General features: G+C 69.3%; 11 protein-coding genes. 8 read left to right on the top strand and 3 right to left on the bottom strand.

What is annotated here, in order from left to right:
• Positions 1-66: 66 nt before the first annotated feature.
• Positions 67-372, bottom strand: coding sequence for a hypothetical protein (locus EHO50_RS00755; protein WP_128427831.1), 306 nt, complete (start codon positions 370-372; stop codon positions 67-69).
• 319 nt (positions 373-691) lie between these two features.
• On the opposite strand from EHO50_RS00755, the gene ruvC reads away from it, so the two are divergent.
• From ruvC to relA, 8 genes are all read left to right on the top strand, one after another.
• Positions 692-1234, top strand: a complete 543-nt coding sequence (ruvC, locus tag EHO50_RS00750; RefSeq protein WP_128427830.1) for a crossover junction endodeoxyribonuclease RuvC — start codon at positions 692-694, stop codon at positions 1232-1234.
• Positions 1231-1836, top strand: a complete 606-nt coding sequence (gene ruvA / locus EHO50_RS00745; RefSeq protein ID WP_128427829.1) for a Holliday junction branch migration protein RuvA — start codon at positions 1231-1233, stop codon at positions 1834-1836. The genes ruvC and ruvA overlap by 4 nt, the downstream gene beginning before the upstream one ends.
• Before the next feature lie 88 nt (positions 1837-1924).
• Complete coding sequence (ruvB, locus tag EHO50_RS00740) at positions 1925-2995, top strand: Holliday junction branch migration DNA helicase RuvB (RefSeq protein WP_128427828.1); 1071 nt, start codon at positions 1925-1927, stop codon at positions 2993-2995.
• Positions 2996-3170: 175 nt separating this feature from the next.
• Positions 3171-3668, top strand: a complete 498-nt coding sequence (yajC, locus tag EHO50_RS00735; RefSeq protein WP_128427826.1) for a preprotein translocase subunit YajC — start codon at positions 3171-3173, stop codon at positions 3666-3668.
• A gap of 131 nt (positions 3669-3799) precedes the next feature.
• Positions 3800-5539: a protein translocase subunit SecD gene (gene secD / locus EHO50_RS00730; RefSeq protein ID WP_128427824.1), complete on the top strand. Its 1740-nt coding sequence runs from the start codon at positions 3800-3802 to the stop codon at positions 5537-5539.
• Position 5540: 1 nt separating this feature from the next.
• Positions 5541-6659, top strand: a complete 1119-nt coding sequence (gene secF / locus EHO50_RS00725; protein ID WP_128427821.1) for a protein translocase subunit SecF — start codon at positions 5541-5543, stop codon at positions 6657-6659.
• Entirely contained in the window at positions 6656-7195 is a 540-nt protein-coding gene (locus EHO50_RS00720) for an adenine phosphoribosyltransferase (RefSeq protein ID WP_128427819.1), read from the top strand. The genes secF and EHO50_RS00720 overlap by 4 nt, the downstream gene beginning before the upstream one ends.
• Before the next feature lie 580 nt (positions 7196-7775).
• On the top strand, positions 7776-10310 hold the full coding sequence (relA, locus tag EHO50_RS00710; RefSeq protein WP_128427816.1) for a GTP pyrophosphokinase: 2535 nt from the start codon (positions 7776-7778) through the stop codon (positions 10308-10310).
• Positions 10311-10400: 90 nt separating this feature from the next.
• Here the strand turns inward: relA and EHO50_RS00705 are convergent, their stop codons facing one another.
• Both EHO50_RS00705 and EHO50_RS00700 read right to left on the bottom strand, forming a co-directional pair.
• Positions 10401-11630 carry a DUF349 domain-containing protein gene (locus tag EHO50_RS00705; protein ID WP_128427814.1) on the bottom strand — a complete coding sequence of 410 codons (1230 nt, stop codon included), beginning with the start codon at positions 11628-11630 and terminating at the stop codon, positions 10401-10403.
• 135 nt (positions 11631-11765) lie between these two features.
• Complete coding sequence (locus EHO50_RS00700) at positions 11766-12590, bottom strand: peptidylprolyl isomerase (RefSeq protein ID WP_128427812.1); 825 nt, start codon at positions 12588-12590, stop codon at positions 11766-11768.
• Positions 12591-12675: the final 85 nt, after the last annotated feature.

Below are 12675 nucleotides of genomic sequence, written 5' to 3'. Positions count from 1 at the left end.
AGAACGGCCCGCCGAAGAGGACTTCGGCGGGCCGTTCTCATGTGTGGCCCTGCGTCAGGCGACCGTTCAGCCGCTGACGCTCTTGAGGTCGCCGGTGTGCTTCATGCTGCCCTTGCCGTCGGCCTTGACGGTGTCGGCCTTCATGTAGTCGACTGCGCCGTCCTTCCACCAGATGTTGATGGTGGCCTTGTGGTTGCAGATGTTGTGGTAGTAGACGGTGGTGGTCGAAACGCCGTCGCCCCACGAGTAGTTGAAGCAGCCGCTGCGGCCCTCGTGCTTCGCCCTGGTGGCCGCCTGCGCGGGAGTCGCCACGGCCACACCCGCCAGCAGGACGGACGCGGTCACGGCAGCAGCCTTCGCAATGTTGCGCATGGAATCCCCGATTCTCTTGTGCAAGTGATCGACGCGAACGTGCAGTTCGCGACAACGCGGACGGTGGTCTGCCGTCCGCGACGCTCCGGAAGCTATAAGCGATCAAGTGTGCGAAGCAAAGGAGAATGGTCGGCGCCGCTCCGCTTTCTGCTGACATGCCGGTCTTGTCGGGGCATCAGGTCATGATCCTTTGCCTTCCTTTTGATCTTGCTCTGTGACCCGGTCCGGCCGGCGTCGCGTTGTCAGTGCCGCCGGATAGCCTGGCTGCGCAGGACGGACAGGGAACTGAAAACGCAGACGAGGGAAGTGAAGGAGTCAGGTGCGCGTACTCGGTGTGGACCCCGGACTGACCCGATGCGGTGTCGGTGTCGTCGAGGGCGTTGCCGGCCGCCCGTTGACGATGCGAGGCGTCGGCGTCGTCCGTACGCCCCCGGACGCGGACCTGGGCCACCGCCTCGTCGCCATCGAACAGGGCCTCGAAGCCTGGCTCGACGAGCACCAGCCCGAATTCGTCGCCGTGGAACGCGTGTTCAGCCAGCACAACGTCCGTACGGTGATGGGCACAGCCCAGGCCAGCGCGGTCGCAATGCTCTGCGCCGCCCGTCGTGGCATCCCCGTCGCGCTGCACACCCCCAGCGAGGTCAAGGCCGCCGTCACCGGCAGCGGCCGAGCCGACAAGGCACAGGTGGGCGCCATGGTCACCCGCCTGCTCCGGCTCGACGCACCGCCCAAGCCGGCCGACGCCGCCGATGCCCTCGCGCTCGCCATCTGCCACATCTGGCGCGCACCCGCGCAGAACCGACTCCAGCAGGCCGTCGCCCTGCACTCAGCCAAGGCTTCATCGAAAGGCCGTCTCGCATGATCGCGTTCGTCAGCGGCCCCGTCGCCGCACTCGCCCCCGACTCCGCGGTGGTGGAGGTGGGCGGGATCGGCATCGCAGTCCAGTGCACGCCGAACACCCTCTCGGGCCTGCGAATGGGCCAGCAGACCAAGCTGGCCACCTCCCTCGTCGTCCGCGAGGACTCGCTCACCCTCTACGGCTTCCCGGACGACGACGAGCGCCAGATCTTCGAACTGCTGCAGACCGCGAGCGGCGTCGGCCCACGCCTCGCCCAGGCCATGCTGGCCGTCCACACGCCGGACGCCCTGCGCCGAGCTGTCTCCACCGGCGACGAGAAGGCACTCGTCGCCGTCCCCGGCATCGGCAAGAAGGGCGCCCAGAAACTGCTCCTGGAACTGAAGGACCGCCTGGGCGAACCGCTCGGCGCGCCCTCCGTCGGCACACCGGTCACTCAAGGCTGGCGCGATCAGCTGCACGCCGCCCTGATCGGCCTCGGGTACGCGACCCGCGAGGCCGACGAGGCCGTGTCCGCCGTAGCCCCGCAGGCCGAAGCGGCCGCGGGGACGCCCCAGGTCGGCCAGTTGCTGAAGGCGGCCCTGCAGACCCTCAACAGAGCGCGCTGATCGACCGCCCCGACGACACCGGCGTACGACAGAACCTGCGTACCAGACCCCTCCTCCGACACCCACCGCGACCCCCGAGGCACACTCCATGAACTGGGACGACACGACCGACACCCCCGCCGCCGAGCGGCTCGTCGGTCCGTCCGCCGACCGTGAGGACCAGGCCGTCGAGGCCGCGCTGCGACCCAAGGATCTGGACGAGTTCATCGGTCAGGAGAAGGTCCGCGAGCAGCTCGACCTCGTCCTGCGGGCCGCACGCGCGCGTGGCGCCACCGCCGACCACGTACTGCTCTCCGGCGCCCCGGGCCTCGGCAAGACCACCCTCTCCATGATCATCGCCGCCGAGATGGGCGCCCCCATCCGCATCACGTCCGGGCCCGCCATCCAGCACGCCGGCGACCTCGCCGCGATCCTCTCCTCCCTCCAGGAGGGCGAGGTCCTCTTCCTCGACGAGATCCACCGCATGTCCCGGCCCGCCGAGGAGATGCTCTACATGGCGATGGAGGACTTCCGCGTCGACGTCATCGTCGGCAAGGGCCCCGGCGCCACCGCCATCCCGCTCGAACTCCCGCCGTTCACCCTGGTCGGCGCCACCACGCGCGCGGGTCTGCTACCGCCCCCGCTGCGCGACCGCTTCGGCTTCACCGCGCACATGGAGTTCTACGAACCGACCGAGCTGGAGCGCGTGATCCACCGCTCGGCCAACCTGCTCGACGTCGAGATCGAGGCCGACGGCGCCGCCGAGATCGCCGGCCGCTCCCGCGGCACGCCCCGCATCGCCAACCGCCTGCTGCGCCGCGTCCGCGACTACGCCCAGGTCAAGGCCGACGGGATCATCACCAGGGACATCGCGGCAGCCGCCCTGGCCGTCTACGAGGTCGACGCCCGCGGCCTCGACCGGCTCGACCGCGGTGTTCTGGAGGCCTTGCTCAAGCTGTTCGGCGGCGGCCCGGTCGGCCTGTCCACGCTCGCGGTCGCGGTGGGGGAGGAGCGCGAGACCGTCGAAGAGGTCGCCGAGCCCTTCCTCGTACGGGAGGGCCTGCTCGCCCGCACTCCGCGTGGTCGTGTCGCCACACCCGCGGCATGGGCGCATCTCGGCCTCACACCGCCTCGGGCACAAGCGGGGGGAAACGGACAACAGGATCTGTTCGGGGCGTGATGGTGCGGTGACGGCGAGGGCATTGGCCGGACCAGGAACCCCGGTGCCATGCTGAGCGTTGTTCCATGCATGCGGACTCGCTTAGACTCCGCCGATGCCGCCTTTGTCGACGGCATACATACCCCCAACCATCAGGCCGCTCACCATCGCGGTCGTGTGAAGGAAGTACCGACCCGTGAGTCTCGTGACCCTCCTCCCGTTCATCGTGCTCATCGGGGCCATGTTCCTGATGACCCGGTCGGCCAAGAAGAAGCAGCAGCAGGCGGCCGACATGCGGAACCATATGCAGCCCGGCAGCGGCGTCCGCACCATCGGGGGCATGTACGCGACGGTCAAGGAGGTCAGTGACGACACGGTCCTCCTTGACGCCGGCCCGGGCGTTGAGCTCCTCTTCGCCAAGAACGCGATCGGTGCCGTCCTCTCCGACGACGAGTACAACCGCATCGTGCACGGCGTCGAGCACGACCTGAAGTCCGACGTCGTCCCGGACGACGCCTCCTCCCTCACCGAGACCGACGAGTCTGCCGCCGACGCTGCCGCCGCCTCCGACGACAAGCCTGTCGACCTCGGCAAGAAGGACGAGGCCGAGGAGACGTCCGACGACGCCCCGGCCGCCGAGGCGAAGACGGACGACGAGCCGAAGAAGACCGACGGCGAGTCCGACGCGAAGTAGCCGTGTCCCGGGGCGCGCGGGCCATGCCTGCGCGCCCCGGAACATGCCGATCTCGCACGGGATCCCGACACCAGTCATGGCCGCTCGCCCGCTGACCTGGCGCGAGGCGGCCCGAGAGGGAGTACGAGAAGGTGGCAGCACCTAAGAAGGGCCGGAACGCGAGCGCCCAGAGCAAGCCAGGGCGCTCGCTGGCCCTCATCCTGATCGCCATCGTGGGGCTCACCGCGGGGATGTTCGCCACGGGGCAGACCACCCCGCGTCTCGGCATCGACCTGGCCGGCGGCACGAGCATCACGCTGCGCGCGGTCACCGAGCCGGGCCAGGAATCCGCGATCAACAAGACCAACATGGACACCGCGGTCGAGATCATGAACCGCCGTGTCAATGGTCTCGGTGTCTCGGAGACCGAGGTTCAGACCCAGGGCACGAAGAACATCATCGTCAACATCCCCAAGGGCACCAACGCCAAGGAGGCCCGGGCCCAGGTCGGCACCACCGCGAAGCTGTACTTCCGCCCGGTGCTCGCCACCGAGCTCTCCGGCGCCGCCGCGACGCCCAGCCCGTCGCCGAGCGCCTCCGCGAGCTCCTCGGGCGGGGCGACCGACAAGGCGACCTCCTCGTCCTCCCCCTCGGCCACGCCGACGGCGACCTCCACCACGCAGGGCCGCGCGGCCAGCGAAGCCCTGAAGGCGGACGCCACGCCGTCCACGAACGCCTCCGCCAGCGCCTCCCCGTCCCCCAGCAGCGGCTCCGACGACGCCACGAGCAAACTTCAGGCGCAGTACGCCGCGCTCAACTGCGTGAACGAGAAGGCCCGCGCCGACGCCGGCAAGGGCGCCAAGCCCACCGACCCCACGGTGGCCTGCGGCAAGAACTCGTCCGACCAGTGGCAGAAGTACATCCTCGGCCCGGCCGAGGTCGACGGCACCGACGTGAAGAAGGCCCAGGCCCGCTTTAACACGGAGACCGGCGCCGGCTGGACCGTGACCATGGACTTCACGTCCGACGGCCGCAAGAAGTTCGGCGACATCACCGGCAAGCTGGCCAAGAACCAGCCGCCGCAGAACCAGTTCGCCATCGTCCTGGACGGCGAGGTCGTCTCCGACCCGTCCGTCAACCAGGCCCTGACCGGCGGCAACGCGGAGATCTCCGGCAACTTCACCCAGGAGTCCTCCCAGGCCCTCGCCAACATGCTGTCGTACGGCGCCCTGCCGCTGAGCTTCAAGGAGGACAGCGTCACCACGGTGACCGCCGCGCTCGGTGGCGAGCAGCTGCACGCCGGTCTGATCGCCGGCGCGATCGGTCTCGCCCTGGTCGTCCTCTACCTGGTGGTCTACTACCGGGGCCTCGCGCTCGTCGCCGTCGCCTCGCTGCTGGTCTCGGCCGCCCTCACCTACGTGATCATGGCCCTGCTCGGCCCGGCCATCGGCTTCGCGCTGAACCTCCCGGCCGTCTGTGGCGCCATCGTCGCCATCGGCATCACAGCGGACTCGTTCATCGTGTACTTCGAACGCGTCCGCGACGAGATCCGCGAGGGCCGCACGCTGCGCCCCGCCGTCGAGCGGGCCTGGCCGCGCGCCCGGCGCACCATCCTGGTCTCCGACTTCGTGTCGTTCCTCGCTGCCGCGGTGCTCTTCATCGTCACCGTCGGCAAGGTCCAGGGCTTCGCGTTCACGCTCGGCCTGACCACGCTGCTCGACGTGGTCGTGGTGTTCCTGTTCACCAAGCCGTTGCTGACGCTCCTGGCCCGCAGCAAGTTCTTCGGCAGCGGCCACAGCTGGTCCGGCCTCGATCCCAAGCGACTGGGTGCCCGTCCGCCGCTGCGCCGCACGCGCCGTCCCTCCGCCCCCGTCGAGACGAAGGAGGCGTGAGATGTCGAAGCTCGGCAACCTCGGCGCCCGACTGCACCGTGGCGAGGTCGGCTACGACTTCGTCGGCAACCGCAAGATCTGGTACGGCATCTCCATCCTGATCACCATCACGGCCATCGTCGGCCTGGCGGTGCGCGGCCTGAACATGGGCATCGAGTTCCAGGGCGGAGCGGTCTTCACCACCCCGGCGAAGACCGCCGCCTCGGTCTCCCAGGCGGAGAAGTACGCGGAGGAGGCGTCCGGCCACGACGCCATCGTCCAGAAGCTCGGCAACGGCAGCCTGCGCATCCAGGTCGCGGGCATCGACACCAACAAGGCCGACAACGTCTCCGCGGAGCTGGCCAAGGACCTGGGCGTCGCCGAGAAGGACGTCACCGGCGAGCTCGTCGGCCCCAGCTGGGGTGAGCAGATCGCCAACAAGGCCTGGCAGGGCCTCGGGATCTTCCTGGTCCTGGTGGTGATCTATCTGGCGATCGCGTTCGAGTGGCGCATGGCACTCGCCGCGTTCGTCGCGCTGATCCACGACATCACCATCACGGTCGGCATCTACGCCCTCGTCGGCTTCGAGGTCACACCCGGCACGGTGATCGGTCTGCTGACGATCCTCGGTTACTCGCTCTACGACACGGTCGTCGTCTTCGACAGCCTCAAGGAGCAGACGAAGGACATCACCAAGCAGACCCGCTGGACCTACAGCGACATCGCCAACCGCTCGATCAACAGCACCCTGGTCCGCTCCGTCAACACCACGGTGGTCGCTCTGCTGCCGGTGGCGGGCCTGCTGTTCATCGGTGGCGGTTTCCTCGGTGCCGGCATGCTCAACGACATCTCGCTGTCGCTGTTCGTCGGTCTCGCCGCCGGTGCGTACTCCTCGATCTTCATCGCCACGCCGCTCGTCGCCGACCTCAAGGAGCGCGAGCCGCAGATGAAGGCCCTGAAGAAGCGCGTGCTCGCCAAGCGGGCCCAGGCCGCCGCACAGGGCGAGGCCCCGAACGCCTCGGCCGCCGACGAGCCGCTCGACGACGACCGCGAGGACGCCGCCCCCGCGGTCGTCGGTCCGCGCGACCAGCCCGTGTCCCGTAGCCGGGGCCGCGGCCGACCCTCGGGGAAGCGTCGATGACCGACATCAAGGAGCTGCTGCTCAGCCGCATCCGTGACGTGGCGGACTACCCGGAGCCGGGCGTGATGTTCAAGGACATCACCCCGCTCCTGGCGGACCCGGCGGCGTTCACGGCGCTCACCGACGCACTGGCCGAGATCGCCGCGAACACCGACGCCACGAAGATCGTCGGCCTCGAGGCCCGAGGCTTCATCCTCGGCGCCCCGGTCGCCGTCCGCGCGGGCATCGGTTTCATCCCGGTGCGCAAGGCGGGCAAGCTCCCCGGGGCGACGCTCAGCCAGGCGTACGACCTGGAGTACGGCTCCGCCGAGATCGAGGTGCACGCCGAGGACCTGACCGCGGGCGACCGCGTCCTGGTCATCGACGACGTCCTGGCGACGGGCGGCACCGCGGAGGCCTCGATCCAGCTGATCCGCAGGGCCGGTGCCGACGTGGCCGGCCTGGCCGTGCTGATGGAACTGGGCTTCCTCGGCGGCCGGGCCCGTCTGGAACCGTCCCTGGCGGGGGCCCCGCTGGAGTCGCTGCTGCTGGTCTGAGCCAGGTGCTCGCGCGCAAGCCGTGAGCACGCATCGCATCGCATCGCAGAACATGCCGCGCGTCTGTGCACACAGACGCGCGGCATGCGTGTGTCGAGGGGCTTGTGCCCACGACAGGTCTTGCCGGTGGTGGCCGTATGCGGCGAGACCACAGACGCGGGCCGCGTGGCCGCGTGCGACGGAGGCGCACGCCGGGCGCACGGGAGGGGGTCATACGTCAGGCGTGTGCGAGAAGGCCATGCGCCGGGCAGCCGCGATGCGCGCACGCCCTTCGCCCTGGAGCGCCGCCGGGCGGGGGATGGAGGCGCGATTGGGCGCGCGATGGCTCGAATCCTGCGTCCCGAGCCGCGCAAAGGCCGCCCGCAGGAGGCGTACGAGAGCCGTGTGACAGGCGGACGTAGGGCGGGCGTCACCCGCCGGACACCGGGGCGAGGTCTCCGGCGGAATCTTGCGGCAGTCCCTCGCGTTTCTCCGGTAGACGGCCCTCACATCGGGCTGAAGGCGATCCTGGGGCGCAGGATCGCTACCATGGGGGTCCGGAGCCTGACCGGGGGACCCGGATCGCGCACGAGGAGCCCTCTTGCCAGACGAGGCCCAGCACCTGACCGCCGCAAAGCCCGAGTCCGCCTCGGCGCCCGCGGCGAAACCCGCGCCGAACGCGTCGCACGCGAAGAACGACAGCCGCGGGACGGTCGAGCATGCCCAGTCCGCGCCCGTCGACAAGTCGGCCGACCAGTCGCGACCCAAGCCCGCCCCACCCGAGCGCCCCGCACCGGCAGTCCGCCCGAACACCGGACAGCCCGCCCGCACCGGCTCCTCCAACCGCGTCCGCGCCCGCCTCGCCCGCCTCGGAGTCCAGCGCTCCAACCCGTACAACCCGGTCCTGGAGCCGTTGCTGCGGATAGTGCGCAGCAACGACCCGAAGATCGAGACGGCCACGCTCCGGCAGATCGAGAAGGCCTACCAGGTCGCCGAGCGCTGGCACCGCGGCCAGAAGCGCAAGAGCGGCGACCCGTACATCACGCACCCGCTCGCGGTCACCACCATCCTCGCCGAGCTGGGCATGGATCCGGCCACCTTGATGGCGGGCCTGCTGCACGACACCGTCGAGGACACCGAGTACGGCCTCGACCAGCTCCGCCGCGACTTCGGCGACTCCGTCGCCCTCCTCGTCGACGGCGTCACCAAGCTCGACAAGGTCAAGTTCGGCGAGGCCGCGCAGGCCGAGACCGTGCGCAAGATGGTCGTCGCCATGGCCAAGGACCCGCGCGTCCTGGTCATCAAGCTCGCCGACCGCCTGCACAACATGCGCACCATGCGCTACCTCAAGCGCGAGAAGCAGGAGAAGAAGGCGCGCGAGACCCTCGAGATCTACGCGCCCCTCGCCCACCGCCTCGGCATGAACACCATCAAGTGGGAACTGGAGGACCTCGCCTTCGCGATCCTCTACCCCAAGATGTACGACGAGATCGTACGGCTGGTGGCCGAGCGGGCACCGAAGCGTGACGAGTATCTGGCCATAGTGACCGACGAGGTCCAGCAGGACCTGCGCGCCGCCCGCATCAAGGCGACCGTCACCGGCCGCCCGAAGCACTACTACAGCGTCTACCAGAAGATGATCGTCCGCGGTCGCGACTTCGCGGAGATCTACGACCTGGTGGGCATCCGCGTACTGGTCGACACGGTCCGCGACTGTTACGCCGCCCTCGGCACCGTGCACGCGCGATGGAACCCGGTCCCGGGCCGGTTCAAGGACTACATCGCGATGCCCAAGTTCAACATGTACCAGTCGCTGCACACGACAGTCATCGGGCCCAACGGCAAGCCCGTCGAGCTCCAGATCCGCACGTTCGACATGCACCGCCGTGCCGAGTACGGCATCGCCGCGCACTGGAAGTACAAGCAGGAGGCCGTCGCCGGCGCCTCCAAGGTCCGCACCGATGCCCCCAAGTCGTCCGGCAAGGGCAAGGACGACCACCTCAACGACATGGCGTGGCTGCGCCAGCTGCTGGACTGGCAGAAGGAGACCGAGGACCCGGGCGAGTTCCTGGAGTCCCTGCGCTTCGACCTGTCCCGCAACGAGGTCTTCGTCTTCACCCCCAAGGGCGACGTCATAGCGCTCCCGGCGGGGGCCACTCCGGTCGACTTCGCCTACGCGGTCCACACCGAGGTCGGCCACCGCACCATAGGAGCGCGGGTCAACGGCAGGCTCGTACCCCTCGAATCCACCCTGGACAACGGCGACTTGGTGGAGGTCTTCACCTCCAAGGCAGCCGGCGCGGGTCCCTCCCGCGACTGGCTGGGTTTCGTCAAGTCGCCGCGCGCCCGCAACAAGATCCGCGCCTGGTTCTCCAAGGAGCGCCGCGACGAGGCGATCGAGCAGGGCAAGGACGCCATCGTCCGCGCGATGCGCAAGCAGAACCTGCCGATCCAGCGCATCCTGACCGGCGACTCGCTGGTCACGCTCGCGCACGAGATGCGCTACCCGGACATCTCCGCGCTGTACGCGGCGATCGGCGAGGGCCATGTCTCCGCCCAGAACGTCGTACAGAAGCTCGTCCAGGCGCTCGGCGGCGAGGAGGCCGCCACCGAGGAGATCGACGAGTCGGTCCCGCCGACCCGCGGTCGAAGCCGCAAGCGCCGCTCCAGCGCCGACCCCGGCGTCATCGTCAAGGGCGTCGAGGACGTGTGGGTCAAGCTGGCCCGCTGCTGTACGCCGGTACCCGGCGATCCGATCATCGGCTTCGTCACGCGCGGTAGTGGTGTATCGGTTCACCGCAGCGACTGTGTGAACGTGGAGTCACTGTCCCGCGAGCCCGAGCGCATCCTCGAAGTCGAGTGGGCGCCCACCCAGTCCTCGGTCTTCCTGGTCGCCATCCAGGTCGAGGCCCTGGACCGCTCCCGGCTCCTCTCGGACGTCACCCGCGTCCTTTCCGACCAGCACGTCAACATCCTCTCCGCGGCCGTCCAGACCTCCCGCGACCGCGTCGCCACCTCCCGCTTCACCTTCGAGATGGGCGACCCGAAGCACCTCGGGCACGTCCTGAAGGCGGTCAGGGGAGTGGAGGGCGTGTACGACGTGTACCGGGTGACGTCGGCGCGCAGCCGGGCGTAGTCATCTGCAGGAGTACGACGAGAAGGGCCCCGTACGCGATGTACGGGGCCCTTCTCGTCGTAACGGCATTCGCCGGCTCGCCAGCTGCCCTTAGCCGCCGAACTCCTGCAGACCCTTGAGCGCCTGGTCCAGGAGCGCCTGGCGGCCCTCCAGCTCACGCTCGAGCTTGTCGGCCTTGGCGTTGTTGCCCTGGGCACGCGCCTGCTCGATCTGGCCCTTCAGCTTGTCCACGGCGGCCTGGAGCTGACCGGTCAGACCCTCAGCACGCGCGCGTGCCTCCGGGTTGGTCCGGCGCCACTCGGTCTCCTCGGCCTCCTGGATGGCCCGCTCGACGGCGTGCATCCGGCCCTCGACCTTGGGGCGGGCGTCGCGCGGCACATGGCCGATGGCCTCCCAGCGCTCGTTGATCGAGCGGAAGGCGGCACGCGTGCCCTTCAGGTCACCGATCGGCAGGAGCTTCTCGGCCTCCTCGGCCAGCTCCTCCTTCAGCTTCAGGTTCTCGGTCTGCTCGGCGTCCCGCTCGGCGAACACCGAGCTGCGGGCCGCGAAGAAGATGTCCTGGGCGCCGCGGAAGCGGTTCCACAGGTCGTCCTCGTGCTCGCGCTGGGCGCGGCCGGCGGCCTTCCACTCCGACATCAGCTCGCGGTAACGGGCAGCCGTCGGACCCCAGTCGGTCGAACCTGACAGCGCCTCGGCCTCGCCGACCAGCCGCTCCTTGGTCTTGCGGGCCTCCTCGCGCTGCGCGTCCAGCTGCGCGAAGTGCGCCTTGCGGCGCTTGGAGAACGCCGACCGGGCGTGCGAGAAGCGGTGCCACAGCTCGTCGTCCGACTTGCGGTCGAGCCGCGGCAGGCCCTTCCAGGTGTCCACCAGGGCCCGCAGCCGCTCACCGGCGGCCCGCCACTGGTCGGACTGGGCCAGCTCCTCCGCCTCGGTGACCAGCGCCTCCTTGGCGTGCCGGGCCTCGTCGGACTGCTTCGCCCGCTGCTGCTTGCGCTCCTCGCGGCGCTTGTCGACGGTCTCGACCAGCTTGTCCAGGCGGGTCCGCAGGGCGGCCAGGTCGCCGACCGCGTGGTGCGCGTCGACCTGCTCACGGATGTGGTCGATCGCGGTCTGCGCGTCCTTCGCCGACAGGTCGGTGGTCTTCACCCGCTTCTCGAGGAGGCCGATCTCGACAACCAGGCCCTCGTACTTGCGCTCGAAGTAGGCCAACGCCTCCTCAGGGGAGCCGGCCTGCCAGGATCCGACGACCTGCTCGCCGTCGGCCGTACGCACGTACACGGTCCCCGTCTCGTCGACGCGGCCCCACGGGTCGCTGCTCACAGCGCCTCCTCCACATGATGCCTGCGAGGGGCTTGTGTTCCCCCGGGCATCGTCCACAGTTTCGTCACGGCCAACATAGGCGACCGGCGGGTTGCCTGTCCGCATCCCGCGCGACCGAAATTACGCAGCTGGCGGTCAGGATTTGGTGACCGTCGCCTTGTTGATGACCACCGTCGCGTTGGGTGCGGTGTTCTGGGTCGTCGGGTCCGCGGGCTGCGCGCCGGCGTCGGCAATCTTCTTGAGTACCTTCATGCCGGATTCGGAAACGGTACCGAACGGTGTGTAGCTCGGCGGAAGCTGACTGTCCTGGTACACGAGGAAGAACTGGCTGCCGCCGGAGTGCTTCTGCCCGGTGTTCGCCATCGCGACGGTGCCCGCCGGGTAGATGTTGTCCTTCAGGCTTTTGTCCTTCAGGTTCTCGTCCGGGATCGTGTACCCGGGACCGCCGGTGCCGGTGCCCGTCGGGTCGCCGCACTGGAGCACGTAGATGCCCTCGGTGGTGAGCCGGTGGCACTTGGAGTGGTCGAAGTAGCCCTTGCCGGCGAGGAAGTCGAACGAGTTCACGGTGTGCGGCGCGGCCGAGGCCTTCAGCGCGATGTCTATGTCACCGCACGTCGTCGCCAGCTTCATCGTGTACTTCGCCGACTTGTCGACGGTCAGCTCCGGCTCCTTCTTCCAGGTCGCCGTCTTGACCTTGCCCGCGGCGGGCTTCTCGCACGGGTCCGTGGCCTTGGGAGTCGCGCTCGGCGTGACCTCCGCGCCCGCGTTCTCCTTGCTGTCGTCGCCCTTGAGTACCCCGGTCGTGTACAGCGCGAGGCTGCCGATGACGACAACCCCGAGCGCTGACGCGATCACCGAGTTGCGCATGCGCGCCTTGCGCCGGGCGGACGTGCGCCGCTCCTGCTGCCGCAAGAACTTCTCCCGGGCGAGCTGACGCCGCCGCTGTTCCTGGCTGACCACCGGGTTCTCTCCTCATGCGTCGTGTGTGTCGACCGGTACGCGTGCGTCCATTGAGCCGATCGCCCGCGTGTGCCCCGTACCGTAT

The sequence above is a fragment of the Streptomyces cyaneus genome (genome assembly GCF_004028635.1).
GTDB lineage: Bacteria > Actinomycetota > Actinomycetes > Streptomycetales > Streptomycetaceae > Streptomyces > Streptomyces cyaneus.
Note: the sequence above shows the minus strand (reverse complement) of the source record. Positions and strands in the feature narration are given on the sequence as shown.